The 24726-nt window shown below is 57.6% G+C and carries 24 protein-coding genes and 1 other RNA gene; 10 read left to right on the forward strand and 15 right to left on the reverse strand.

The genetic code is table 11. The annotated features are described in order from the left end of the window. Positions 1-3: 3 nt before the first annotated feature. From murC to rsmI, 13 genes are all read right to left on the reverse strand, one after another. The gene (gene murC, locus ABMA60_RS14710) at positions 4-1449 is read right to left on the reverse strand and encodes a UDP-N-acetylmuramate--L-alanine ligase (RefSeq protein WP_392804449.1); all 1446 of its coding nucleotides are present in this window, start codon (positions 1447-1449) and stop codon (positions 4-6) included. After that, positions 1446-2525, reverse strand: a complete 1080-nt coding sequence (gene murG, locus ABMA60_RS14715; protein ID WP_392804451.1) for an undecaprenyldiphospho-muramoylpentapeptide beta-N-acetylglucosaminyltransferase — start codon at positions 2523-2525, stop codon at positions 1446-1448. Before murG ends, murC begins: the two co-directional genes overlap by 4 nt. After that, the gene (ftsW, locus tag ABMA60_RS14720) at positions 2522-3712 is read right to left on the reverse strand and encodes a putative lipid II flippase FtsW (protein ID WP_392804452.1); all 1191 of its coding nucleotides are present in this window, start codon (positions 3710-3712) and stop codon (positions 2522-2524) included. The genes murG and ftsW overlap by 4 nt, the downstream gene beginning before the upstream one ends. After that, the gene (gene murD, locus ABMA60_RS14725; RefSeq protein WP_392804454.1) at positions 3709-5043 is read right to left on the reverse strand and encodes a UDP-N-acetylmuramoyl-L-alanine--D-glutamate ligase; all 1335 of its coding nucleotides are present in this window, start codon (positions 5041-5043) and stop codon (positions 3709-3711) included. The genes ftsW and murD overlap by 4 nt, the downstream gene beginning before the upstream one ends. 1 nt (position 5044) lies before the next feature. Beyond that, positions 5045-6127, reverse strand: a complete 1083-nt coding sequence (gene mraY / locus ABMA60_RS14730) for a phospho-N-acetylmuramoyl-pentapeptide-transferase (RefSeq protein WP_392804456.1) — start codon at positions 6125-6127, stop codon at positions 5045-5047. After that, positions 6127-7467 (reverse strand): UDP-N-acetylmuramoyl-tripeptide--D-alanyl-D-alanine ligase, encoded by a 1341-nt coding sequence (murF, locus tag ABMA60_RS14735; protein ID WP_392804458.1) that lies wholly within the window; start codon positions 7465-7467, stop codon positions 6127-6129. The genes mraY and murF overlap by 1 nt, the downstream gene beginning before the upstream one ends. After that, the gene (locus ABMA60_RS14740) at positions 7457-8902 is read right to left on the reverse strand and encodes a UDP-N-acetylmuramoyl-L-alanyl-D-glutamate--2,6-diaminopimelate ligase (RefSeq protein ID WP_392804460.1); all 1446 of its coding nucleotides are present in this window, start codon (positions 8900-8902) and stop codon (positions 7457-7459) included. Before ABMA60_RS14740 ends, murF begins: the two co-directional genes overlap by 11 nt. Continuing rightward, a complete protein-coding gene (locus ABMA60_RS14745; protein WP_392804462.1) occupies positions 8899-10569 on the reverse strand; it encodes a peptidoglycan D,D-transpeptidase FtsI family protein in 1671 nt (556 codons plus the stop codon). The genes ABMA60_RS14740 and ABMA60_RS14745 overlap by 4 nt, the downstream gene beginning before the upstream one ends. Continuing rightward, positions 10569-10874 (reverse strand): cell division protein FtsL, encoded by a 306-nt coding sequence (gene ftsL, locus ABMA60_RS14750; protein ID WP_392804465.1) that lies wholly within the window; start codon positions 10872-10874, stop codon positions 10569-10571. Before ftsL ends, ABMA60_RS14745 begins: the two co-directional genes overlap by 1 nt. Then, on the reverse strand, positions 10874-11812 hold the full coding sequence (gene rsmH, locus ABMA60_RS14755; protein WP_392804467.1) for a 16S rRNA (cytosine(1402)-N(4))-methyltransferase RsmH: 939 nt from the start codon (positions 11810-11812) through the stop codon (positions 10874-10876). The genes ftsL and rsmH overlap by 1 nt, the downstream gene beginning before the upstream one ends. After that, positions 11809-12264, reverse strand: a complete 456-nt coding sequence (mraZ, locus tag ABMA60_RS14760; protein ID WP_108162897.1) for a division/cell wall cluster transcriptional repressor MraZ — start codon at positions 12262-12264, stop codon at positions 11809-11811. Before mraZ ends, rsmH begins: the two co-directional genes overlap by 4 nt. A gap of 473 nt (positions 12265-12737) precedes the next feature. Next, positions 12738-13084, reverse strand: an RNA gene (gene rnpB / locus ABMA60_RS14765) — RNase P RNA component class A. Positions 13085-13125: 41 nt separating this feature from the next. Beyond that, positions 13126-13995, reverse strand: coding sequence for a 16S rRNA (cytidine(1402)-2'-O)-methyltransferase (rsmI, locus tag ABMA60_RS14770; protein WP_392804469.1), 870 nt, complete (start codon positions 13993-13995; stop codon positions 13126-13128). Between the two features lie 203 nt (positions 13996-14198). Between rsmI and ABMA60_RS14775 the strand changes: the two genes are divergently transcribed. The 5 genes from ABMA60_RS14775 to ABMA60_RS14795 all read left to right on the forward strand — a co-directional run bounded on the left by ABMA60_RS14775 (position 14199) and on the right by ABMA60_RS14795 (position 18444). After that, on the forward strand, positions 14199-15905 hold the full coding sequence (locus ABMA60_RS14775; protein ID WP_392804471.1) for a penicillin-binding protein activator: 1707 nt from the start codon (positions 14199-14201) through the stop codon (positions 15903-15905). After that, positions 15905-16261 carry a YraN family protein gene (locus ABMA60_RS14780; protein ID WP_392804473.1) on the forward strand — a complete coding sequence of 119 codons (357 nt, stop codon included), beginning with the start codon at positions 15905-15907 and terminating at the stop codon, positions 16259-16261. The genes ABMA60_RS14775 and ABMA60_RS14780 overlap by 1 nt, the downstream gene beginning before the upstream one ends. Next, complete coding sequence (locus ABMA60_RS14785) at positions 16261-16854, forward strand: SIS domain-containing protein (RefSeq protein WP_392804475.1); 594 nt, start codon at positions 16261-16263, stop codon at positions 16852-16854. The genes ABMA60_RS14780 and ABMA60_RS14785 overlap by 1 nt, the downstream gene beginning before the upstream one ends. Continuing rightward, a complete protein-coding gene (locus tag ABMA60_RS14790; RefSeq protein WP_392804478.1) occupies positions 16854-17438 on the forward strand; it encodes a BON domain-containing protein in 585 nt (194 codons plus the stop codon). The genes ABMA60_RS14785 and ABMA60_RS14790 overlap by 1 nt, the downstream gene beginning before the upstream one ends. A gap of 106 nt (positions 17439-17544) precedes the next feature. After that, positions 17545-18444, forward strand: coding sequence for a universal stress protein (locus ABMA60_RS14795; protein WP_392804481.1), 900 nt, complete (start codon positions 17545-17547; stop codon positions 18442-18444). A gap of 63 nt (positions 18445-18507) precedes the next feature. Here the strand turns inward: ABMA60_RS14795 and ABMA60_RS14800 are convergent, their stop codons facing one another. Beyond that, positions 18508-19473, reverse strand: coding sequence for a MotB family protein (locus ABMA60_RS14800; protein ID WP_392804484.1), 966 nt, complete (start codon positions 19471-19473; stop codon positions 18508-18510). Between the two features lie 21 nt (positions 19474-19494). Further along, on the reverse strand, positions 19495-20247 hold the full coding sequence (gene pomA / locus ABMA60_RS14805; RefSeq protein ID WP_392804486.1) for a flagellar motor protein PomA: 753 nt from the start codon (positions 20245-20247) through the stop codon (positions 19495-19497). Between the two features lie 197 nt (positions 20248-20444). Between pomA and ABMA60_RS14810 the strand changes: the two genes are divergently transcribed. The 5 genes from ABMA60_RS14810 (at position 20445) to ABMA60_RS14830 (ending at position 24706) form a co-directional block, all read left to right on the forward strand. Next, complete coding sequence (locus ABMA60_RS14810; protein WP_392804489.1) at positions 20445-20678, forward strand: exodeoxyribonuclease VII small subunit; 234 nt, start codon at positions 20445-20447, stop codon at positions 20676-20678. A gap of 5 nt (positions 20679-20683) precedes the next feature. Continuing rightward, positions 20684-21568 (forward strand): polyprenyl synthetase family protein, encoded by an 885-nt coding sequence (locus ABMA60_RS14815; RefSeq protein ID WP_392804493.1) that lies wholly within the window; start codon positions 20684-20686, stop codon positions 21566-21568. Between the two features lie 194 nt (positions 21569-21762). Next, complete coding sequence (dxs, locus tag ABMA60_RS14820; RefSeq protein ID WP_392804496.1) at positions 21763-23643, forward strand: 1-deoxy-D-xylulose-5-phosphate synthase; 1881 nt, start codon at positions 21763-21765, stop codon at positions 23641-23643. A 35-nt stretch (positions 23644-23678) separates the two neighbouring features. Further along, positions 23679-24053 carry an MmcQ/YjbR family DNA-binding protein gene (locus tag ABMA60_RS14825; RefSeq protein ID WP_392804499.1) on the forward strand — a complete coding sequence of 125 codons (375 nt, stop codon included), beginning with the start codon at positions 23679-23681 and terminating at the stop codon, positions 24051-24053. Further along, a complete protein-coding gene (locus ABMA60_RS14830; protein ID WP_392804501.1) occupies positions 24050-24706 on the forward strand; it encodes a glutathione S-transferase family protein in 657 nt (218 codons plus the stop codon). The genes ABMA60_RS14825 and ABMA60_RS14830 overlap by 4 nt, the downstream gene beginning before the upstream one ends. Positions 24707-24726: the final 20 nt, after the last annotated feature.

The raw sequence follows: 24726 nt of genomic DNA on the forward strand, positions 1-24726 counted from the left end.
CCGTCATGCTTTAAACCCCAACTGAGCCTGAGCAATTTCTACCGACAGCGCACCGATATCACCGGCGCCCTGAGTCAGCAGCAAATCGCCATCGCGCAGGATGTCCGGCAGCGCCTCCAACACCTTGTCGCGATGTTCAATAAAGATCGGTTCCACCTTGCCGCGCATACGCAAACTGCGGCTCAGGCTACGGCCATCGGCACCTGGAATGGGTTCTTCGCCGGCGGCGTAGACATCGAGCAGCAAGAGCGCATCGACCTTGGACAGGACATCGACAAAGTCCTCATACAGATCACGCGTGCGGCTGTAACGATGCGGCTGGAACAACACCACCAAACGCTTATCGGGCCAGCCACGACGGATGGCATCGAAGGTCACCGCCAGCTCGCGCGGATGATGGCCGTAATCATCGACCAGCATCACCTTGCCGTCCGGAATACTGTACTCACCCTGCACCTGGAAGCGGCGGCCGACGCCATCGAATTCGTTCAAGCCTTCCTGGATGCCGGTGTCGGAAACCCCTTCGTCGCTGGCGACCGCTATGACCGCCAGCGCATTCAAGACGTTATGATCACCGGGCATGCGCAGCGCGATATCCAGTGCCGGCAACTCACCCGGACGTTCCACGCGGAAACGCGTCACCATGCCTTCCTGCTGGATATCAACGGCACGGTAATCGGCCTCTTCGCTAAAGCCATAGGTGACGAACTGACGGCTCAGTCGCGGCAGGATGGAACGCACGTGCTCATCATCGATGCACAGCACCGCCAGACCATAAAACGGCAGGTTGTGCAGAAATTGGATGTAGGTGTCTTTCAAGCGTTCGAAGTCACCTTCATAGGTGTCCATATGATCGGCGTCGATATTGGTGACGATGGCGGTCATCGGCTGCAGATGCAGGAAAGAAGCATCACTTTCATCGGCTTCAGCGACCAGATAACGGCTGTTGCCCAAACGCGCATTAGCACCGGCACTGTTCAACTTGCCGCCAATGACAAAGGTCGGATCCATGCCACCTTTGGCCATCACCGAGGCCATCAGCGAGGTGGTCGTGGTTTTACCGTGCGTACCAGCGATGGCGATACCATGGCGATAACGCATCAACTCAGCCAACATTTCGGCACGACGCACCACCGGCACACGACGATCCAGCGCCCACTTCACTTCCGGGTTGGCCGGATTGATGGCACTGGAAACGACGACCACATCAGCACCACTGACATTGCTCTCGCCATGGCCGTAGAACACCGTCATGCCCAACTCTTCCAGTCGACTGGTGACCGTGGTGCGCTTCAAATCAGAACCGCTGATGGCGTAACCCTGGTTATGCAACACTTCCGCAATACCGCACATGCCAGCGCCACCGATACCGATAAAATGAATGCGACGAATGCGGCGCATCTCCGGGATCGGGAATTCCTGGCCGTTGTTTAAATCCAGACGCGTCATGCGGCTTGCTCCACTAAAATTTCATCGACGACCCGAACCACTCGACGGGCCGAATCGCGTATTCCCAGACGCCAGCTGTGCTGCGCGCCTGCCTTTAATTCATCACGATGGTTGTGCCAGTAGCGCAACCGTTCACTCAGACTCTCGGCGGTTAAATCGGCCTGATCGCACAACTCAGCGGCCGCTTCGTCCACCAGCCACTGGGCATTGCGATACTGCTGCCGATCTTTGTGCCAGGGGTAAGGCACCAGCAGGCTGTATACGCCTACCGCAGCCAGCTCAGAAACCGTCGAAGCACCACTGCGACAAATCACTAAATCAGCCCAGCTATAGGCCTTGGCCATGTCATCGACAAACTCGACCACACTGGCGTCAACACCCGCAGAGCGATAGGCCGCAACAGTGTCGTCCGCCTTATTGCGCCCAGCCTGATGCCAGACTTCCGGTTGCTGCGCTTTAGACAGCTGAGCCACCGCGGCTGGCACGGTTTCATTCAAAGCCTGAGCACCCTGACTGCCGCCCATCACCAAAACCCGCAGGCGGCTATGTCCACCCAGACCGCGCTCCGCCGGAGCTGGCAAAGCGGTCAAGGCGGCGCGCACCGGATTACCGACTACCTCGACATCGCCGACAAAGGTGCGTGGGAACGCCTGCAGCAACCGTGTCGCTCTTTTGGCCAGGCGAGCGTTGGTCAAACCCGGCACGCCGTTTTGTTCGTGCAGCACCAGAGGCACACCGCGCAACAAGGCCGCAACGCCACCGGGCGCCGAGGCATAACCGCCGAAACCAATCACCGCCGCTGGCTTCAACCGCGCCAACAAACCCAGCGCCTGCAACAAGGCGCGCGCCAGGTTGAAGGGTGCGATCAACTTGCGCAGCAGTCCGCCACCCTGCCAGGCGGTCACGCCAAGAGTGTGCAGATCAAAACCCGCACGCGGCACCAGATCGGTTTCCATACCACGACGGGCACCCAGCCAGCTGACCTGATAGCCCGCTTCCTGCAAGGCTTCTGCTACTGCCATGGCCGGGAAAATATGCCCACCGGTACCGCCGGCCATGATCAAAATACGCTTCATACCGTCGCCTCCTCGGTGTCGCGCGCCAACGATTCGTTGTAAACGCGATTCACCAGCGCCAGCAGCGACAGACACAACAACAAACTGGTCCCGCCCGACGACAAGAACGGCAAGGTCAAACCTTTAGTCGGCAACAAACCGGTATTCACCCCGATGTTGATCAACACCTGAATGGCGAACAGCAGACCGATGCCATAGCTGACAAAGGCGCCAAATAAATAGCCTTTGCGCTCAGCCAGTCGGGCGATAAAAAACATCCGCTGAATCAAAATCCCGAACAGCACCAACACCGCCAGCACGCCAATCAAACCGAGTTCTTCACCGATGATGGCGAGAATAAAATCGTTATGCGCTTCAGGCAGGTAAAACAATTTCTGCATCGAATTACCCAGACCGACGCCGAACCATTCGCCACGACCAAAGGCGATCAACGATTGCGTCAACTGATAACCGCTGCCATAGACATTCTCGGGCGACCAGGGGTCCATAAAAGCCAGCACTCGCCGCACCCGATAAGCCTGCGAAAACACCATGATGGTGATAGCGCCGCCCGCAGCAACAATCGCCAGGAAGAACTGACCGGCTTTCACACCACCTAAAAACAACATGCCGAGAATGGTGCCCAGCACCACCACCACCGTGCCGAAATCCGGCTCCAGCAGCAGCAACATAATCATCACCGACATCACCGCCAGCGGTTTGATAAAACCCGACAACTGCGTCATCACTTCATCACGGCGACGCACCAAATAGGCCGACACATAAAGGATGATGGCGCCCTTACCCAGCTCCGATGGCTGGAAACCAAACGGACCCAGGTCGATCCAACGCCAGCTGCCTTTTACTTCACGACCGATACCAGGAATCAGCACCAATACCAGCAAGAGCAAAGAGGCGATCAAAAACACGCCGCTCAGTCGCTGCCACACCACCATCGGCACCACCGACACCAAAGCCGCCAGCGCAATGCCCAGCGTCAGGTACACCAGATGGCGCATCGTATAGTGATAAGGCACACCAAAATTCTGCTGGCTGATATCGATGGAGGCCGAGGCGATCATCACCACACCCAGAATCAGCAACGACAGCGCACTGCCGAGCAACCAGCGATCACCGCGCCATAGCGGCTGATAGGCCGCACCCAGGCGATCGGTCAATAACGGTAAGCTGCGTGCTTGAGCGGTCATGACAACGCCTCCACCTGAGCCCGAAACACCTCACCGCGATGTTCAAAATTACGGAACTGATCGAAGCTTGCGCAGGCCGGCGACAACAGCACAGTGTCACCCTCGGTGGCCTGTTTCACCGCTGCCTGAAAAGCATCTTCCATCCGCTCAACTCGCTGCGCCAAAGAACCGATGACGCTGGCCAACAAATCGCCATCTTCGCCATAGGCAAAAACCGCCTTGCACAACTCATTAACCGGTGCAGCCAAGGGCGCAAAATCGGCGTCTTTGCCTTGGCCGCCAACCAGTAAAATCAGTCGCCCCGGGACTTCACGGCCCAAACCTTCGACAGCCGCCAAGGTCGCGCCAACGTTGGTGCCTTTGGAGTCGTTGACGTAACGCACACCGGATTTAGTCGCTACCCATTCGCAGCGATGCGGCAAACCTTTAAAGCTGCGCAACGATTCCAGCATCGCCACTTGCGGCAAGTCCACCGCCGCCCCCAGTGCCAGGCTGGCCAAGGCATTGACCAGATTGTGTCGACCCGGCAAAGCGACTTCGCGGCTGGGCAATAACAGCTGGTCACCCTGGGCCAACCATTCTTCACCGTCATGCTGGACCAGACCGAAATGACCCTCCGTCGGTTGATCCAAACCGAAGGACACCATCGGCGTTTCCAGCGGCGTTTGTGTCAACGCATCGGCCCGGTTAAACACCACCTGTTTGGCGCCGCGATAAATACGCAACTTAGCTTGGCGGTAGGCCTCAAAACTGTCGTAGCGATCCAAATGGTCTTCGCTGACGTTCAAAATGGTGGCTACATCGGCAATCAACGGCGGCAATAATTCCAACTGAAAACTGGACAGTTCCAGAATCGCCAGATCGGCCGGTTCAGCCAATAATTCCAACGCTGGCTTACCCAGGTTGCCACCCACCACATAAGCCTGACGCGACAAGCGCGCCATATCAGCCACCCAGGACGTCACTGTGGATTTGGCGTTGGAACCGGTAATCAAAACCAGCTTTCCAGCAAAAGTTTGATGAAACAATTCAATGTCCGAGGTCACCGGTACACCAGCATCGATGGCCGCTTTAATCGCCGGTGTCGCCAAAGGCACACCCGGACTCAGCACCAGGATATCGGCCTGCTTTAATTGCTCGGCGGAAAAAGCGCCGGTGGTTAATTCCACTTCAGGAAATTCGCGCTGCAAAACGTCCCGACCCGGCGGCTCATCGCGACTGTCGACCACCGCCACGCCCTGGCCGCGTGCGCGCAAAAAGCGCACACAGGACAAACCTGTAGCGCCCAAGCCGACGACCAGATAATCGCGTTTTGCCGTGATCGGTTTCATCTCAACGAATCTTCAACGTAGCCAGTCCGATCAACACCAAAATAACGGTGAGGATCCAGAAACGAACAATGACCCGAGGTTCGGGCCAACCCTTTAATTCATAGTGATGGTGCAAGGGCGCCATGCGGAAAATGCGCCGACCGGTCAGCTTGAACGACGCTACCTGCAAAATGACCGACAGCGTCTCAGCAACGAAGACACCACCCATAATGAACAGCACCAATTCCTGACGCACGATGACGGCAATGACACCCAGAGCGGCCCCCAGGGCCAGCGAACCGACATCGCCCATAAAGACCTGCGCCGGGTAGGTGTTGAACCACAAAAAGCCAAGGCCGGCACCGACCAAAGCACCGCAAAAAACAATCAATTCACCGGCACCTAATACATAAGGAATCTGCAGGTAATCTGAGTAAACGCTGTTACCGGCTGCGTAGGCAAAAACGCCAAGCGCTCCGGCAATTAATACCGTCGGTAGAATCGCCAGACCATCCAGACCATCGGTCAGATTTACCGCGTTAGAAGTACCGACAATGACGAAGTAAGTCAGCACCACAAAGAAGCCGCCCAAGGTGATGGCAACCTCTTTAAAGAACGGCACATAAAGCGTGTTTTCAACGACACCACCGGCGGTTAAAAACAAGGCTAAAGCAGCACCCAGACCGAACATCGATTGCGCCAGATATTTGGTCCGCGCCGGCAAGCCTTTGCTGTTGCGCTTTACCACCTTGAGGTAGTCATCAACCCAGCCAATCACACCAAAACCGGCGGTTACACCGATGGTAATCCAGACATAACGATTACTCAGATCGGACCACAACAAGGCCGATGCAATGATAGAAATCAGAATCAAAGCACCACCCATGGTCGGCGTGCCGGCTTTGCTTAAATGCGTTTGCGGACCATCGCTGCGCACCGACTGACCGATCTGATATTGGCGCAGCGTTCGGATCAGCCAGGGGCCAAGCAACAAAGACACGCCCAGCGCTGTCAGCACACCAAAGATGGCGCGCAGCGTCAGGTATTGCAGCACGCCAAAACCGCTGTGCAATTCCATTAAATAGGGCGTTAACCAAACAAACATCAGGTTTTCCTTTTCAGGGTTTCAACAACCCTTTCCATGCCTGCGCTGCGTGATCCTTTCACCAACACCGCAGTGGTTTTTGTCAGACGTGATGACAACGCCGCCATCAAAGTTTCAATCGAGTCAAAGTGTTCGCCGCCGCAAGCGGCGCTGGCAGACGCGGATAAAGCGCCCAGCGTCCACACGGCACTGATTCGCCCCCGCGCGTAATCACCAACCTGGGCATGCAAGCGTTCGGCGTCTGCGCCGAGTTCGGCCATATCGCCCAGGATCAACAGGGTGTCGTCGCTGCTTGGCGCCAACACATCAATAGCGGCACGCACCGACGCCGGATTGGCGTTATAAGAATCGTCAACCAACAAACCACCGTGCTGCGATGGTACGGGGTGCAACCGACCCGGCTCGGGCTGCATCGCCTGCAAACCTTCACCGATTGTCGGCAACGACAGGCCAGCGACCCAGGCCGTGGCTGCTGCGGCGACGGCGTTTAAAGCCATATGCCGACCCAGCATCGACCAGCTCACGGAAATTTCTCCGGCCGGTAAACGTACGCGAAATGCCGAACCCGTCGCCGTAGTTTCGAAATCCAACAACCGAACATCGGCCTGTTCAGACTCACCAAAACTGAGTACCGAGCGCGATCCGGCACGCTTACGCCACTGTTCAAAAGCCGGGTCATCCCGGTTCAAAACGCAATAACCATCAGCCAGCGTGCCGTCGATAATTTCGCCCTTGGCAAGGCGCACACCGTCCAGTCCACCAAAACCCTCAGAATGTGCTTCGGACGCATTCAACAACAGGCTGATATGCGGCCGACTAAAGCCCGCCGTCCAGGCAATTTCACCCTGCGCATTGGCGCCTAGTTCGAGTAACACCCGTTGATGTTCAGCAGCGATTCGAAACCAGGTTTTGGGCACGCCGATGTCGTTATTAAAGTTACCTTCAGTCGCCAACAAACCTGGCTGCTGAGCAAAAATGCGTTGCAGCATGGCGCGCGTCGACGTCTTGCCGGCGCTGCCGGTTAACGCTACGACCTGACCGCTAAATGCCTGACGCAACAAGCCCGCCAGTTGCCCCAATGCCAGGCGCGTATCCGGCACCATAAGCTGCGCCACAGAGGTGCTCTGTTGTGCTTCAACCACCACAGCGGCCGCGCCTTTTTCTAAGGCGGCGTCGACATAAGCGTGGCCATCAAAATGTTCGCCTTTGAGCGCCACATAAATATCGCCAGCAGTGAGTGAACGACTGTCGGTCGATACTTGTGTCACGACAACATCGTCACCTAATAATTGACCGCCAGCGGCTTCGGCCCATTGGCTCAGCTTCGGTTCAGTCCACATGCTGAGCCTCCTGCCAATCGCGCACTGTTTGCTGATCGGAGAAGTCGTGACGCACACCGGAAATTTCCTGATAGGCCTCGTGACCTTTACCGGCGATCAGAATGACGTCGTTTTCGCCGCTGCGACTGAGGGTGTCGAAAATGGCATCGTGTCGGTCGGCAATCACCGTGACCGCTTCGGGTCGGGTAAAGCCGGTGCGGATATCCGCCAGAATGCTGGCGGAAGATTCCGAGCGCGGGTTATCGTCGGTGATCACCACAAAGTCAGCGCCGGCTTCGGCAACAGCCGCCATCTCCGGACGCTTGCCTTTGTCACGATCACCACCGCACCCGAAAATAACGCCCAGGCGACCTTCAACGTGGTCGCGGCAAGCGCTTAAAGCTTTCTCCAAAGCATCGGGCGTGTGGGCGTAATCGACCACCACGGTCGGCCCACCTTCGAGCAATAATTTTTCCATGCGGCCGCTGACCGGGCGCAAATTCGACAGCACCCGCGCAGCCGTCGACAGCGGCACGTCTTCACACAATAAAACCGCAAAAGCGGCCAGTGCATTGCTGAGATTAAAGCGTCCCAACAACGGCAGATTCAGTTCGGTTTCGCCCCAGGGCGTGGCAACGCGCGCGTCCAGTCCGGTGGGATGACAGCGGTACGCCAGCACGCGAATATCCGCCTGCTCATGCTCGCCATAGGTCAGCACCCGCTCGGCGCGAATACTGTCTTGGTGGTTCTGCACCCAGGCGTCATCCAGGTTGACCACTGCATTGACCAGGCCCGGCCACTGAAACAACCGCCATTTGGCATCGCCATAGGCTTCCATGGTGCCGTGATAATCGAGGTGATCACGACTGAGATTGGTGAACACAGCGGTGCGATAACGCACGCTGTCGACACGACCTTGATCGAGCCCGTGCGACGACACTTCCATCGCCGAATAACGACCGCCCTGCACCCACTGGCGTGACAATTCTTTATGCAGCCGGATGACATCGGGCGTGGTGTTTTGAGTTTGCTGCAAAGCGCCCCACAAACCCTGACCATTGGTGCCGATAATGCCGCAGCGACGACCGAGAAAATCCAGCGATTGAGCGATGTACTGACAGGTCGAGGTCTTGCCATTGGTGCCGGTAATACCGATCACGCCCAGTTGTTCGGACGGCGCCTCAAAAAAACGGTGCGCCAGTTCACCCAATTCTGCACGCAACTGCGGCAGCACCAGGATGGGCACCTCACGCTCACCGACTGAATGCTCGGCCAAAACGGCCACCGCACCGGCGTCAATGGCAGCGTCGATGTAATCGTGACCATCAAATGCGCCGCCCGCCAGAGCGACAAAGACGCTGCCGCGCCGGACTTCGCGACTGTCCAGTGTTAAATCGAGCGCTTTAATGCCAGCCAATTCAGCGTGCCCGGGCAACCAGGTCGACAACTCTTTCATGAGCCAACCTCCTGCAACCGCGCCTGTGCCGGAATGCGATCCGGCGCTATACCAAGCAACGGCAAGGCCTGATTCATAATGCCGCGAAAGACCGGCGCCGGAACTTCACCACCGTAATAGTGATCCGGCGGCGGCTCGTTAATGACCACCACGGTGATCACCTGAGGGTCCTGTGCCGGCGCAATGCCAACAAAAGACGAGATGTATTTTTCATCTTCGTAACCCTGGGCCCCGACCTTATGAACGGTGCCGGTTTTGCCGGCCACGCTGTACCAATCCAAGGCCGCGCGACTGCCGGTACCGGCGGGCGTCACCACGGTTTCCATCATGGCCAGCACTTGCTGCGCCACTTCCGGCGACACCACCTGTTCGCCCGGCTGTACCGGCGTATCGAGCAAAATGCGTGCGTTTACCCGGCGTCCATCGTTGGCCAAGGTGGCGTAGGCCTGGGCCAATTGCAGCGGCGTTACCGCCAGTCCATAGCCGTAAGACATGGCACCTTGCTCGACCGGACGCCAGTTCAGCGGATTGGGCAAGCGGCCCGTTGCTTCACCGGGATAACCGATACCGGTGGTTTGCCCCAGACCCAGACCATAAAAGGTTTCCCACATCTGCTGACCATCAAGCTGCATCGCCACCCGCGCCATACCAACGTTGCTCGACTTGGTGATGATGCCGGTCATATCGAGCGTGCCGTAATTGCGAAAATCGCGAATGGTGTACTCGCCCAAGCGCAGATAACCCGGTGAGGTATCGATCACATCGGTCGCACTGAACTGGCCGCTGGACAGTGCCGTCGCCATACTCAGCGGCTTCATCACCGAGCCCGGCTCGAACTGATCGGTCATGGCGCGGTTACGCGTCGACGCCGGTAACAGCTGGGCGCGATCGTTCGGGTTGAAACCAGGCTGATTCACCATCGCCAGCACATCACCGGTGGCGACATCCATCACCACCGCCGAACCGCCGCGCGCACCATATTGCGTGACGGCTTTTTTCAGTTCGCGATAGGCCAGATACTGCAAGCGCAGATCGATGGTCAGACTCAGATCGCGACCGGATTGCGGCGCCTGTAATTCACCGACATCGCGCACCGCACGACCGAGCAAATCGCGAATCACTTCCTTACGACCCGGCTCGGAACTCAATTCGTTTTCGTACGCCAGCTCCACGCCTTCCTGACCGTGATCGTCGACATCGGTAAAACCAACCACATGAGCCGCCACTTCCCCGGCCGGATAAAACCGCTTGTATTCAGTCAGGCCATAAACACCGGCAATGCCGCGATCCAGAATCCGCTCAGCCACTTCCGGTGCCAGATGGCGACTGACATACATAAAGGCACGGTGCTGCTGACGGCGCGCCGCCAGAGTGCGTACCGGAACCTCAGCCGCCTCAGCCAGCGCCGGCAAATCTTCTTCGCGCAGTTCACGCGGATCCGCCCAGACCGACACCACCGGCGTACTCACCGCCACTGGCTCGCCATGACGATCGGTGAGCATACCGCGCGGCGCGTTCACCACCTCGATACGCTGCCAGCGTGAGGTGCCCTGATCGATCAAAAAGTCTTTATCCAACACCTGCAAACTGACCACGCGCCAAACGACCAAGAGCACCAAGGCTCCCAGTACGGTTTGCACGAAATAAAAACGCCAGTTCGCCAACATCAGCGGCTTGCCTCTTCATCGGATTGCGCCCGGCCCAACCAGCGTACCTGGTCGTCACCGGGCTCGGTCATCTGTAATTGCTCACGCGCCAACCGCTCGACTCGCGCCGGCGATGAAAACGCACTTTCTTCCAACAACAGCCGGCCCCACTGTTCTTCGAGTGCCTGACTCTGCTGACGCATCGATTCCAATTGGGCATAACGCACCCGGCTCTGGTAAGTCACCATCACCACCGAGAAGGCTGAAATCAGCACCAAAACCAGCAGTGCCAGCGTCACCAAACGACGAGGCCAGGGCGCTGCCATTACAACTTCTCCGCCACTCTCAAGGTGGCGCTGCGCGACCGCTGATTGACCGCCGTCTCGGCGGCACTCGGCCGAATCGCTTTGCCAATTCGCTTCATACTTTTATCGATGGCACTTTCGGGAATCGGCAAGCCCGGCGGCAGTTCCGGACCCTGTTCCGCCTCGCGCATAAAATGCTTCACGGCCCGGTCTTCCAAACTGTGAAAACTGATCACCGCTAGACGACCTTTCGGTGCCAATATCTCAACCGCATCGGCCAACAGACTTTCCAGGTCAGCCAATTCGTTGTTGATATAAATACGAATCGCCTGAAAGCTGCGCGTGGCCGGATGCTTGTGCCGCTCCCAGGCTGGGTGCGCCTGAGCGACCACTTCTGCCAACTGCAGCGTCCGCGTCAGCGGCTCTTGTTCACGAGCACGCAGAATGGCGCGCGCGATACGACGGCTGTAGCGTTCGTCACCAAAGCGATACAGCACATCCGCTAATTCAGTTTCGCCGACCCGGGCAATCCAGTCGGCCGCACTTTCGCCTTGACTGGGATCCATACGCATATCGAGCGGACCGTCCGAGCGAAAACTGAAGCCGCGCTCGGCGTCATCCAGTTGCGGCGATGACACACCCAAATCCAACAACAGACCGCGCACCTGACCGACCAGACCGAGCCTTTGCAGTTGTGCTTTTAAGTCGGCAAAGCTGGCGTGGCAGACGATGACTCGCGCATCTTCACGGGCTAACTGCTCAGCTTGCTCGATGGCTTGCGGATCTTTATCGACCACCACCAGACGGCCATCGTTCGCCAGGCGCGTCAGCAGCAGACGACTGTGACCACCGCGGCCAAAGGTGCCATCCACATAAACACCGTCGTCGACCGCCAAGGCTGCCACCGCTTCCTGCAGCAACACCGTTTCATGGCTGAATTGGCCTGGCTCGACGGTCACAATGAAATTTGCTCCAACTCAGCGGTGAGCGTTTCCGCATCACCGGCTTCATCCAGATAGGCGTCACGAGTTTGCGCCCACTGCTCTTCGGACCAGAGCTCGAACTTATTGCCCTGACCCAACAACACCACTTTTTTGTCCAACTCGGCGTAGTCACGCAACGGCGGTGGCACCAGCACACGACCGGAAGCATCCATCTCGACGTCGGTGGCATGACCGACCAACAAACGCTGAATACGGCGCGCGGCTTTATTAAAGCTGGACAAGGCAGAAATCTTTTCCTGAATCACTTCCCATTCCGGCAAGGGATAAATCAGCAGGCAGCGGGCTTCGGTATCGATGGTGGTGACCAAAGCACCTTCGGCCATCGACTGCAGCAGGGCGCGATAACGACTGGGCACAGCAATACGACCCTTGGCGTCTAACGCCAGGGTGTGCACGCCCCGTAACATCATCGTCTGTGTCCCAGCCATAATGGTCTGTTCCGCTGCCTGAATTTCGGCGCCGAGTTAGTGGTTACTTACAATCCCAAAAACCCACTTTCCGCCACTTTTCTCCACAATGCGACACTATAGGAGCGGCAACAGCCACAAGCAAGTGGTCACTAGCCGGGAAAGCTAAAAAAAAAGCAGGTAAAACAGAAGCTTACGAAGTGGTTCACAGTCCCCGGATAAAAGTTAGCGAACACTAACCGCGCAAAGAGGCGCCGGGCGTATGAGTTAGGCGTGAAAGTTAAAGTGATTTGTTAAATAAAAGATTTTTTTCGAATAACCGAAAAAATTCAGATAACCAGGAGGAGTAATTGCGACCCTCAAGGAGCGCAAGAAGACGGGATGGGAGACGGGAGCGGTGTGCCGCCCAGACTTGAGACGCTAAAGGATGCCAACGTCATACACTGCGTCAACAGCGTCTCCCGCTCAAAAAAATTGCGAACTGGCCGATAAGCCGGGTTCTGTCGTGGACAGTCATTCATCTAGCCCTGCAGTCACCCGCAGGGTCAAGCAGCCTACCCGGTCCCAGCGCGGGCCGCGCCTTAGTGGGACTCTATTTGGCCTTGCTCCAGGTGGGGTTTACCATCGCCGACTCTGTTACCAGAGCCGCGGTGCGCTCTTACCGCACCTTTTCACCCTTACCATCCGCAAGCGAATGGCGGTTTCCTTTCTGCTGCACTTTCCGTCGGCTTTCGCCGCCCAGACGTTATCTGGCACCCTGCCCTATGGAGCCCGGACTTTCCTCCCCTTCTTTCGAAGCGGCGACTGCCTGGCCAGCTCGCGCCGGGCACAATACGGGTTTGCGCAGGATTGGCAAGTGTTTTAATTCGGCGCTGGTTTTTCCAGCTCGATAATGCGCTCGTACCAGTCCTTTTTACGACCACCGATCAAGTCGACCAAGGTTGCTGCCGCAGCCTTGGGTGGCATCAAAGGCGCCAGTACTCTCATTAATTGTTCGCCATCTAACTGGCTCTGAGTAGCAGCCGTGGTTTCTGCAGCGCCACCGATCATCAATACAAACTCGCCTTTACGCTGATCAGCATCCGCGGCAACTTGCTCACGAATATCCGCAGCCGTGCCACGCAGCACCGTCTCAAACTGCTTGGTCAATTCACGCGCCAGACTCAGCGGACGATCAGCACCCAGCACCGCAACGATGTCATCCAGGCAACGCTCAATACGATGGCTGCTTTCGTAAACCACCAGGGTACGGCTCTCACTCGCCAGTTGTTGCAAGCGCTGCTGACGCTGACCCGCTTTGGCCGGCAAAAAACCTTCAAAGACCCAACGGTCAGTCGGCAAACCAGCCACGCTCAAAGCCGCCGTTACCGCGCTGACACCAGGCACCGGCCGAACGTCAAACCCAGCGGCGGCTACGGCTCGAACCAGCGGAAAACCCGGATCGGAAATCAACGGGGTGCCAGCATCGCTGATCAGCGCCACACGCTGACCCTGTTCGAGTAAAGAAAGAATAAAGTCGATGCGTTCGCGTTCGTTGTGTTCGTGCACCGAAACCAGCTTCGGACGCGCGCCCAGATGGTCCAGCAGGCGACGACTGTGGCGGGTATCTTCGCAACAGCAGACCTCAACTTCGTTCAGTATCTGTGCGGCACGACGGGTTATATCATCGAGATGGCCGATGGGCGTTGCCACCACATAAAGAGCGCTGGGCAACGAAGAGTCGGTGGTCATGGAAGGCCTGTCAGTTGGGCGGTGGCGCGATTTTCAAGCGCGCCCCCTTCTAGAGTAGAATGCGCTTCATTATTGTAACCGTCTTTGGGTGGAAGTTAACAATGCCATTGCGCTCCAGCGCCCGGCTGCTTGCCTGGCTTTTTGCACTGTTGCTGGCCGGCTGCGCCAGTCAGGGTCCCCGGCCGACAGGAGTGGACAGCCCGATGACGGACCTCTCGTCCATCGACAGCATCCAGCAACGACTCGATGTCGCACGCCAATTATTAAACGAACAACACACCGAAGAGGCTGAAGTTGCCTTAAGCGTTATCCAGTTCGAGCAACTTTCCATCGCCGAACAAACCGATTACGCCGAGCTGCGCGCCGAGCTGGCACTGCAGCGCGGTGACGGCCAGGAAGCGCTGAACTGGCTGGTCGGCGACTATGCTTATCTGTATGACGGCCTGCCCATGCAACGGCAGATTGATCTGCGTCTCAAGCGTGCCGAAGCCTATGAAATGGTGGGCGAATATCTGGCCGCTGCCCGCGAGCGTATTTTCCTGGCGCCGCAGTTGGAAGGCGACAACGCCCAAAACAACCGCGACCGTATCTGGTCGGCGTTGCAACGCGTTCCGGAAGAACAACTGCGCACCCTGATCGAAGCCGAATCCAGCCCCGACCTGACCGGCTGGCTGGAACTGGCACTGATTACCCGCGAAAACGTCGATGACGTGCGCCAGCAACTGCTGGCCATCACCAACTGGATCAACAGCCACCGCAGTCACCCGGCTGCCCGCAACCTGCCGGGCGATCTGGCCTTGCTGCGTGAACTGGCCAATCGTCAGCCGCAGAACATTGCCGTGCTGGTACCACTGTCCGGTCCGCTGGAAAAAGCCGGTCGCGCCATTCGCAGCGGCCTGCTCGCTGCCTGGTATGAAGCCCGCGCCAACGGTCGCGAAACGCCGGCCATCAGCTTTTTTGATACCGCGCTGAACGACGATGTCTACAACGTCTACAAGCAGGCGGTGTTTGAAGGTGCTGATCTGGTGATTGGCCCCCTGGATAAAAATCGCGTCCAGCGTCTGCAAAGCCAGGCGGCTTTAACCGTACCGGTATTGGCGCTGAATTACGGTGATGACCGCCAGCCGGCGCCGGAGAATTTCTATCAGTTCGGTCTGGCGCCGGAAGACGAAGCCATTCAGGTCGCCGATCAGGCCTGGCAGGAAGGTCACCGTCGCGCCATGGTGCTGGCCCCCAATACCGACTGGGGGCGCAAGGTCAGCGATGCCTTTATTCAGCGCTGGGAACGCCAGGGCGGCCACATCACCAGCCGCTCGCTGTTCACCCAGCCCGACCAATACCTCTATACCGTCAAGCGCGCCTTAAACATCGACGACAGCGAACAACGCGAACGCAACATCGCACGTCTGACCGATCGTAACCTGGTGTTCGAACCACGCCGTCGCCAGGACATCGATATTATTTTTATGGTTGCCTTCCCGCCGCAGGCGCGACAGCTCAAACCCATTTTGAATTATCAATACGCCACGGCCATACCGGTCATGGGTACTTCCCACCTATATGCCGGTGCGCTTAACCGCGAACGCGATGAAGATCTCAACGGCGTGCAGTTCGTCGAAATGCCTTGGAAACTGCATCATTCAGCGTTGGAAGACAGCGTCGAACAGGCCTTCAATGAAGAGTTCAGCGGTTACGAAACCCTGGTTGCCCTGGGTGTCGATGCCTATCAATTACACCCTCGTCTGGTGCAATTGCAGCGTTTCCCGACCGCTCGTGTTTATGGTGAAACCGGCATATTGCGGTTGGACCCAAACCGACGCATTCATCGGGAACTCACTTGGGCGACCATCACCGAGGGTGTCGCCCAAGCCAGCGACGGCCCCTTGCCGTCGACCGAGCCCAGACCCTGATGGCATGGCAACCGAGTGCCGGCGTTGAAGCGGAAGATCAGGCTGAACGCTGGTGCCGGGAGCAACAAGGCTGGCGTACCCTGGCGCGCAATTATCGCGTCACTCAGGGCGAGCTGGATTTAATCTGCGCCGATGGCGACACCCTGGTGTTCATCGAAGTACGCCAGCGTCGTAACGCCCGCTACGGTGGCGCTGCTGCCTCAGTCACACTGAGCAAACAACGCAAACTGATCGCTGCGGCCCAGCGCTATTTGCAGGACAATCCGCGCCAGGCCAGACGACCCAGTCGGTTCGACGTCATCACCCTGGGGGCTGACGGTCAACTCGACTGGATCAAAGGAGCTTTTACCGCCTGATGAAACCAGACGACATTATCTACGAACAAATCGGCCAGAGCCTGGAAAGCTTCCAACTGGCCGCCGAACAGCTGGATGACCTGCTGCATCACGGCGCCGAACTGCTGACTCAGGCCCTGCTCAGCGACGGCAAAATTCTGGTCTGTGGCATGGGCAGCTCAGCGGCCAACGGCCAGGGGTTTGTTACCCGCATGCTGAGCCGCTTTGAGCTGGAGCGACCGGGATTGCCGGCGCTGGCGTTATCGGGCGATGGTTTGCTGCTGACCGGCATCAGCCACGACACCAATCCCAATGACATCTATGCGCGCCAGATACGAACGCTGGGCCACGCCACCGACGTGCTGTTAACGCTGTCAACAACCGGTAACGCGCCACCGGTCATTAAAGCCATCCAGGCGGCACACGAAATGGGCATGAGAGTGGTCGCCCTGACCGGTGGCGGTGGCGGCGATATTGCCACCCTGCTGGAAGACAACGACGTCGAACTGCGCGTTGCCGCCGACAAAAGCGGCCTGATCCAACTCACTCACCATCTACTGTTGAACTGCCTCGGCGAATTGATCGAGCACCAATTGTTTGGAAGCGAACTCTGATGAAAATCCTGCCCCTGATTCCAATCGCCCTGACTCTCTGCCTGACCGGCTGTGCCTCCATCCTTGGCGGTGTTTCCGGTGATGAACCCATCACCCCCGATCCTGAAGGCCGTTCCATGGGCGAAGTCATCGACGACAACAGCCTGACCGCTCGCCTGGAAGTGAATCTGGAGAAAGCCGCACCCGGGTTAAAAGAAGGTCGCGTCAAGGTGCACAGCAATGCCGGCATCGTCTTGCTGGTGGGCCAGGTGGCCAGCGAAGCACTGGTGCGTCAGGCCTCGGAAGTGGTACGCCGCGATCCAGCCGTCAAGGCGGTGCACAATCATCTGACCGTCCAGGAATCCTTATCGGCCGGTGTGCGCGCCAATGACAGCTGGCTGGCCGTCAAGGTTCGCTCACGCATGTTCACGCGCGATAACTTTCCGTCATCACACGTTGATGTCATCGTCGAAGAAGGCATCGTCTATCTGATGGGCCGCGTCAGCGAAAACACCGCTCGTCAGGCGGCTCAGATCGCTACCGAAGTTAACGGCGTACAGCGAGTGGTTACCGTTTTCTCGCGGGCATCGACGAACAATCCCTGATCGAAATCAGGACAAGTGGTGCGCAACGCGCTAACCTTAAAGCAGCTATTAACAAGGCTGGCGTTGACTAAACGCCAGTCATAATAAGACGCAAAGGGGAGCCATCATGTTCGCGAACCAGCACATTGTCGTCCTTATTGATCCAGCCGAAGACAGCGCCCTGGCGGTGCAAAAAGCCAGCCGGCTGGCCAAACTCGAAAACGCCCGCCTGACGCTCTTCGCCTGTGGTTTCAACGCCACCCTGGCGTCCAATCACCCGCTCGATCCCGATTCCGCCGAACGCGCCAAAAAGGCCTACATGCATCGCCTGTTGGAGGGCCTGGAAACCATCGCCGACATTGCCCGCGGCGAAGGCGTCGAAGTCACCACCGAAGGCCAGTGGGATAAACACGCCGGCGCTGCGCTGCTGCAATTTCTGGAGCAACATCCGACCGACATGGTGGTCAAGGCGACGCACCATCAGAACGTCATTCAGCGGACCTTTTTCAGCCAGACCGACTGGGAACTGATCCGCCATTGCCCACTGCCGATTCTGCTGACCAAAGCCAACGCCTGGAACGATCCTATCCGCGTCACCGCCGCCGTCGATCCGGTTCAGGCCAACGACAAACCGGATTCACTGGATGAACACATCGTGCGCTGGGGCAAGGATTTCACCAGCCGAATGAGCGGCGAACTGCAGCTGCTGCACGTTTACGATCCAACGCCGTTATTGATTTATCTTGATCAACCCACCATTGACAGCGCCGACATCAGCGAAGACATTCGCGACCAGCATGAAACCGCATTAAAGGCGCTGGCCGAACACCATCAAATCGCTGAAACCAATACCGTTTTGGAAACCGGTTCAACGCTGTCGGTTATCCCCGACCATTTGCACCAGGCCAATATCGATCTGGTGATTATGGGTGCGGTACCGCGTTCCGGCCTGGAACGCTGGCTGCTCGGTCACACCGCCGAGAAAATTCTCGACCGCATTACTGTGGATATTCTGATCGTTAAATAAATCGGCGCGCCACAACGCAAAAGGCCCGGAATTTCCGGGCCTTTTTATTGACTGGATGCACCGTTAGAAAATCTCTTCCGGCTCCAGACCGAACAGCGACGGCTCGCCATAATCGACATCTTCACCCTGCTCATCCGGCGGTACGATCTCGCCTTCGTAATCCGAGTTTTCACGCGTCACGATAATTTCCACGCGTCGGTTTTGGGCCCGTCCTTCAAGGGTGTCGTTGCTGGCCAGAGGTTCGGTACTGCCGTGGCCGACAATCTGGAACCGCTCTTCCGGCATCTCCGGCGCTTCCCATAAATACTCACCCACCGACAAGGCCCGGGCGGCGCTGAGCAGCCAGTTATTACGGAACTGGCCGGAGGCAATCGGAATGCTATCAGTATGCCCCTCAATGGAGATTTCACCCGGCACCGTTACCAGCAGCTCTCGCACCCGGTCCAGAATGGGCAGAAAGCGATCGGCAACATAATCGGTGCCTTCACCAAAGGATTGCTCCTTAACGCGAATAACGATGGTCTGGTTAATGGTCTCGATTTCCAACAAGCCTTCCGCAATCACATCCGACAAGGCCGTGGCCATCGACTCCGCCTGGCGCTGCACTTCTTCGTCGATGGCATCGTCCGGCACCACCACGCGTCGGGTCAGCTGACCTTCTGGCCCCTGGGCTTCTTCCTGCATCAGCATGGTGTCCTGACACAATACTTCCAGCGAATCGCGCAATTCGTCCACAGTATTCTGACGGACGACATTGATAGGTGTCGGCGAGGGTGTCGCCGGACTGAATTCACGCGCGATGATACTGGTGCCCTTGGGCACACGGTCGGCAGTAATTTCGGTTTGCACACCGAAAGCATTACGCAGCGAACCGGCCAAGCGCTTGAACTTAAGCGCGTCCAATTCGGAAAAAGACAGCAACAGCACAAAAAAGCACATCAACAGTGCCATCAAATCCGAGAAGGTCGCCATCCAGGCCGCTAGGCCAGGCTCACATTCGGGGCAATCGTCTTCGACTTCTTCGCTCATGACGTCTCCGCTGATACCGCCTTAATCGACGCCACGCTTGGTCGCAGGCAGATAGCTCTTCAACATGGACTCAATAATACGGGGGTTTTGACCGCCCTGAATGGACAGCAGGCCGTCAATAACCATCCGCTGAATGCGCTCTTCCTCTTCGGCGCGCAACTTGAGTTTGTCCTTGATCGGCAACGCAAAGGCGGTTGCCATAAAGGAGCCATAGAGCGTTGTCAGCAAGGCCACCGCCATCGCCGGGCCGATGGATTTGGGGTCATCCATATTGGCGAGCATCGCCACCAGACCGATCAGCGTACCGATCATGCCCATGGCCGGGGCAACATCGCCGATGTAGGAGAAGAAATAACCACCGGCCAGATGGCGTTCGGTGGTCATTTTCATATCGCGAGTCATCAACTGGCGCACTACATCGGGGTCGTGACCATCGACCAACAACTGAATGCCCTTGGCGAGAAATTCGTTACTGGTTTCACGACCTTCCAACGACAGCAGACCACCTTTACGAGCGGCATCGGCCAGCTCAACAACCTCATCGATCAGGTCTTCCGGCTGGACGATCTTGAATGAAAACGCCTTGCCAATAATGCCACCGACACCCAGGAATTTATCCAGGGTGAGTTTCGACATGGCCACGAAAATGGAGCCAACCACCACAATCAAAATAGAAGGCACGTTGACGTACATACCGACACTGCCGTTCAACAGCATCGCCATGGCGACCATGGCAAAAGCGCCAAAAAAGCCAATAATAGAAGCTAAATCCACAGTGTTACCTTCCCCAGCAATCCGGTTTGCAAACCCGACGATGTATTCTAGCAGCAACTGCGCTGGGTCCGCTGTCTTTACGCGGCCATCAGACGCATGCTGGTACGGGTATCCAGAGTATCGGCCGCAGCTGGCAATAGTTGATTCCTTTTGCCGGCGCCGTTACCTTTGCGCCCAACTGTCCGCAGGAAGCCCCCATGAGCGACGCCAAACAAGCCGATTTCGAAAGCCAGATGCAAGCGCTGGAACAACTGGTGGAGCGCCTTGAATCCGGTGAACTGTCACTCGACGATGCCATGAAGACTTTCGAGCAAGGTATCCGCCTGACCCGCGATTGCCAGTCAGCGCTGGACCAGGCCGAACAAAAAGTCCAGGTATTGCTGGGTGACGAAGGTGCCGAACGGCTCGAGCCGTTAAGCGATGAAGATTGACCACTGTGCCCACCGATCTTAGCGCCTTTCAACAGGCCACCCGCGAACAACTCGAAGACCATCTTGAGCAGCTATTGAGCGACACCACGGCGCCGCGCCTGACCGAGGCCATGCGTTACTCAGTGCTCGGTGGCGGCAAGCGCTTGCGACCCTTGCTGGTGCGCGCCACAGCAGTCAGCTTGGGCGATCACAGCGATCGCTGGCTGGCACCGGCAGCGGCCGTGGAAATGATCCACGCCTACAGCCTGATTCACGATGATCTGCCGGCCATGGACGACGACGACCTGCGTCGCGGTCGCCCCACCAACCACCGCGCCTTCGACGAAGCCACCGCCATCCTCGCCGGTGACGCCTTGCAAAGCCTGGCTTTTGAGCATCTCAGCGCGCAGCCGGATGTCGATCCGGGTACTCGCCTGACCATGATTCAACGCCTGGCGCACAGCAGCGGCCAGACCGGCATGGTCGGCGGCCAGATGCAGGACCTGCTGGCTGAAGGGCAAGCGCTGGAACTGTCGCAATTGGCTGGCGTCCATCGGCTGAAAACCGGTGCCCTGATCGAAACCGCCATCGAACTGGGCGCGCTGTGCACTCAGGCAACTGACGGCACCCTCGACAGCCTCGGCCGCTACGGCGCTGCCTTGGGCCTGGCCTTCCAGATCACCGACGACATCCTCGACGTCACCGCCGACACCGCTACTCTGGGCAAACCCCAGGGCAGCGACGCAGCGCGCGGCAAATCGACCTACGTCAGCCTGCTCGGGCTGGACAAGGCACGCCATCATGCCAAGCTGCAGACCGATCTGGCGCACGCCGCCCTGACCGAATTGTCACTGCCCGCTGAAGCTCCTTTGCACTGGCTGGCCGACTGGCTGCTCAGTCGCAATCACTGACACCGCTCAATATCCGATTGATTGCCGCTGGGGTCGCCGAAAGCTTTCCGGTAAACTGTGCGCCGCTACCCTAGAGGTGGTTTTCACAGGACCGGTCAAGGCCTTAGGCTGAGTCCAATTTCATCCGTCATATCAACCTCGGCTCAGCAGCCGTGGACCGCCCTATTTGGCTCAGGCAGGACCCGTAAGCATTCATGAAGGTATTTACTCGCATCCCCCAACAACGGCCCAGTACGCCACTGCTCGATCGCATTGACCTGCCTGCCGATCTGCGCCGACTCAGCCTGACTGAATTACCGGTACTGGCTGATGAGCTGCGCGAATTCCTGCTCTACAGCGTGGGGCAGACTGGTGGCCATTTTGGCGCCGGCCTGGGAGTGGTCGAGCTGACCATAGCGCTGCACTACGTCTACCAGACGCCTGACGAAAAACTGGTTTGGGATGTTGGCCACCAGGCCTATCCCCACAAAATTCTCACCGGCCGTCGCGAACGCATGAACTCCATGCGCCAGGCTGACGGTCTGGCTGCCTTCCCCAAGCGCGGCGAAAGCGATTACGACACCTTTGGCGTCGGCCATTCCAGCACCTCGATCTCCGCCGCTTTGGGCATGGCCATCAGCGACCGACTGCTGGGTGAAAGCCGCCAAAGCGTTGCCGTTATCGGCGACGGCGCCCTGACCGCCGGCATGGCCTTCGAAGCCCTGAATCACGCCGGCCACGATGGTGCCAACCTGCTGGTCATTCTGAACGACAACGATATGTCGATTTCGGAAAACGTCGGTGCGCTGTCCACGGCCTTTGCACGCGTGTTTTCATCCAAAACCTATTCGCACCTGCGCGAAAATTCCAAGAAGGTGCTGCAGAACCTGCCACCGGTTCTGGAGTTTGCCCGCCGCGCCGAAGAACACGTTAAGGGTATGGTGTCACCGGCCACTCTATTCGAAGAAATGGGCTTTAATTACGTCGGCCCGGTGGATGGCCACGACGTTGTTGGTCTGGTACAGACACTGCGTAATTTACGCACCTTCAAAGGCCCGCAATTTCTGCACGTCGCCACGCAAAAAGGCAAAGGCTTTACCCCGGCGGAAAATGAACCGATCAAATATCACGCCATCACCAAGCTGGAAAAATCCGAGCCGAAATCCGCCAGCAGCGCACCGGCTGGCATCAAATATTCCGCCGTCTTCGGTCAATGGCTGTGTGATATGGCGGCCGCCGATGAACGCCTGGTCGGTATTACCCCGGCGATGCGCGAAGGTTCCGATCTGGTGCAGTTTTCCGAGCGTTTTCCCAAACGCTATATCGACGTTGCCATTGCCGAGCAACACGCCGTTACCCTGGCCGCAGGTCTCGCCTGCGACGGTGCCAAACCGGTGGTTGCCATCTATTCAACCTTCCTGCAGCGCGCTTACGACCAACTGATCCACGACGTCGCCATCCAGAATCTGGATGTGCTGTTCGCCATCGATCGTGCCGGCCTGGTGGGCGAAGACGGCCCCACCCACGCGGGCAGTTTCGATCTGAGTTTCCTGCGCTGTGTGCCCAATCTGATGATAATGGCGCCCAAAGACGAAGCGGAATGCCGACGCATGCTGAGCACCGGCTATCGTCACCCTGGCCCGGCGGCCGTGCGTTATCCGCGCGGTACTGGCCCGGGGGCAGCCATCGACGCAAGCCTGGATGATCTGCCCATCGGCCAGGCCGAAGTGCTGCGCGAGGGTGCCGATCTGGCCATCCTGGCGTTCGGCAGTCTGGTCACACCGGCGCAACAAGTTGCCGAGGCATTGGATGCAACCCTGATCAATATGCGTTTCATCAAACCGCTGGATCGTGACCGCGTTCTGGCCGTCGCCCGCAGCCACAGCCGACTGGTGACAGTCGAAGAAAACGCCATCATGGGCGGTGCCGGTTCGGCCGTTTGTGAATGTCTGCACGACGCTGGTCTGAGCGTTGATGTATTGCAACTGGGCTTACCGGATCGATTTATCGACCACGCCAAACCCGCTGAAATGCTGCACGAAGCCGGCCTCGATGCCGAAGGTATTCGCGCCGCTATCGAACAACACTGGCGCTGATTGACCCGCCCCCGGAGTCAGGAAACGGAGGTCTAATGAACGACGCTATTGAACTCTGGCGCGAGCGTCTGGGCGCCAAACCCGGGACCACTGAAGAAACGCCTTTTGGGCCTCAGGCACTGGTTTATAAGGTCGCTGGAAAAATGTTTGCGTTGTTGATGACCGACCGGTCACCGCTGGGCATTAACCTGAAGTGCGATCCGCAACAGGCGCTGATCATTCGCGCCACCTTCAGCGCGGTCACGCCGGGCTACCATATGAATAAAAAACACTGGAACACCATCGATCTCGAAGCCGGGCTCGACACGGAACTGGTGCAAAGCTGGATCGATGATTCTTATGATCTGGTCAAGAGCAAATTACCCAAAGCCGTTCAGGCTCGACTCAGTCAAGATGGAGACAAGGAATGAATAATCTGACCCTGATCATTGGCAACAAAAATTATTCATCCTGGTCGTTACGCGCCTGGTTGCTGCTGAAGCAATTTCGTATCCGTTTTAAAGAAATTCGCATTCCCCTGTTCGAAACCAATACCGATGCCTTGCTGGCTCAGTATTCACCCAGCAAAAAAGTGCCGGTACTCGACCTCGACGGCTTGATTGTCTGGGATTCGCTGGCCATTGCCGAAACCATTAACGAACGCTTTCTCGACGGCCAGGGTTGGCCCAGCCAACCCAATTTGCGCGCCCTGGGTCGTTCGGCCGTGGCGGAAATGCATGCTGGCTTTGGTGCCGTGCGCGCCAAGATGCCTATGAACTGTCGCCGCAAGGTGCAAGGCTTTAAACCCGACGCCGCCACCCAAAAGGATATTGACCGTCTAAACGAACTGCTAAGTGAGTTACTGGACAAGTCCGGCGGTCCTTTTTTACTCGGCAAATTTTCCATAGCCGATGCGTTCTATGCACCCATCGCCTCACGCTTTGCGACTTACGGTATTACGGTACCCAAGGTCGTCAGCCAATGGATAGATGAGTTAAACCGCCTCGATTCGATGCAACAATGGTTGAACGCGGCGCGCGCCGAAAGCGAAACCATCGATGTCTCGGAAATCGCCGACGCTTGATTTAATGTGCAATTAACCAC

The sequence above is a fragment of the Saccharospirillum sp. HFRX-2 genome (assembly GCF_043196805.1).
In the GTDB taxonomy this organism is placed as follows: Bacteria; Pseudomonadota; Gammaproteobacteria; order Pseudomonadales; family Natronospirillaceae; genus Saccharospirillum.

What these genes read in the sequence shown, in the direction of transcription:
- ABMA60_RS14790 (WP_392804478.1), top strand. Translation starts at nt 16,854, where the DNA reads ATGAAAATCCTGCCCCTGATTCCAATCGCCCTGACTCTCTGCCTGACC.
- ABMA60_RS14740 (WP_392804460.1), bottom strand. Translation starts at nt 8,902, where the DNA reads ATGAAAGAGTTGTCGACCTGGTTGCCCGGGCACGCTGAATTGGCTGGC.
- mraY (WP_392804456.1), bottom strand. Translation starts at nt 6,127, where the DNA reads ATGTTTGTTTGGTTAACGCCCTATTTAATGGAATTGCACAGCGGTTTT.
- ABMA60_RS14745 (WP_392804462.1), bottom strand. Translation starts at nt 10,569, where the DNA reads ATGTTGGCGAACTGGCGTTTTTATTTCGTGCAAACCGTACTGGGAGCC.
- ABMA60_RS14780 (WP_392804473.1), top strand. Translation starts at nt 15,905, where the DNA reads ATGGCATGGCAACCGAGTGCCGGCGTTGAAGCGGAAGATCAGGCTGAA.
- ftsW (WP_392804452.1), bottom strand. Translation starts at nt 3,712, where the DNA reads ATGACCGCTCAAGCACGCAGCTTACCGTTATTGACCGATCGCCTGGGT.
- murG (WP_392804451.1), bottom strand. Translation starts at nt 2,525, where the DNA reads ATGAAGCGTATTTTGATCATGGCCGGCGGTACCGGTGGGCATATTTTC.
- murC (WP_392804449.1), bottom strand. Translation starts at nt 1,449, where the DNA reads ATGACGCGTCTGGATTTAAACAACGGCCAGGAATTCCCGATCCCGGAG.
- mraZ (WP_108162897.1), bottom strand. Translation starts at nt 12,264, where the DNA reads ATGTTACGGGGCGTGCACACCCTGGCGTTAGACGCCAAGGGTCGTATT.
- ABMA60_RS14830 (WP_392804501.1), top strand. Translation starts at nt 24,050, where the DNA reads ATGAATAATCTGACCCTGATCATTGGCAACAAAAATTATTCATCCTGG.
- dxs (WP_392804496.1), top strand. Translation starts at nt 21,763, where the DNA reads ATGAAGGTATTTACTCGCATCCCCCAACAACGGCCCAGTACGCCACTG.
- ABMA60_RS14825 (WP_392804499.1), top strand. Translation starts at nt 23,679, where the DNA reads ATGAACGACGCTATTGAACTCTGGCGCGAGCGTCTGGGCGCCAAACCC.
- ABMA60_RS14800 (WP_392804484.1), bottom strand. Translation starts at nt 19,473, where the DNA reads ATGAGCGAAGAAGTCGAAGACGATTGCCCCGAATGTGAGCCTGGCCTA.
- ABMA60_RS14810 (WP_392804489.1), top strand. Translation starts at nt 20,445, where the DNA reads ATGAGCGACGCCAAACAAGCCGATTTCGAAAGCCAGATGCAAGCGCTG.
- murD (WP_392804454.1), bottom strand. Translation starts at nt 5,043, where the DNA reads ATGAAACCGATCACGGCAAAACGCGATTATCTGGTCGTCGGCTTGGGC.
- murF (WP_392804458.1), bottom strand. Translation starts at nt 7,467, where the DNA reads ATGTGGACTGAACCGAAGCTGAGCCAATGGGCCGAAGCCGCTGGCGGT.
- ftsL (WP_392804465.1), bottom strand. Translation starts at nt 10,874, where the DNA reads ATGGCAGCGCCCTGGCCTCGTCGTTTGGTGACGCTGGCACTGCTGGTT.
- ABMA60_RS14795 (WP_392804481.1), top strand. Translation starts at nt 17,545, where the DNA reads ATGTTCGCGAACCAGCACATTGTCGTCCTTATTGATCCAGCCGAAGAC.
- rsmI (WP_392804469.1), bottom strand. Translation starts at nt 13,995, where the DNA reads ATGACCACCGACTCTTCGTTGCCCAGCGCTCTTTATGTGGTGGCAACG.
- ABMA60_RS14785 (WP_392804475.1), top strand. Translation starts at nt 16,261, where the DNA reads ATGAAACCAGACGACATTATCTACGAACAAATCGGCCAGAGCCTGGAA.
- ABMA60_RS14775 (WP_392804471.1), top strand. Translation starts at nt 14,199, where the DNA reads ATGACGGACCTCTCGTCCATCGACAGCATCCAGCAACGACTCGATGTC.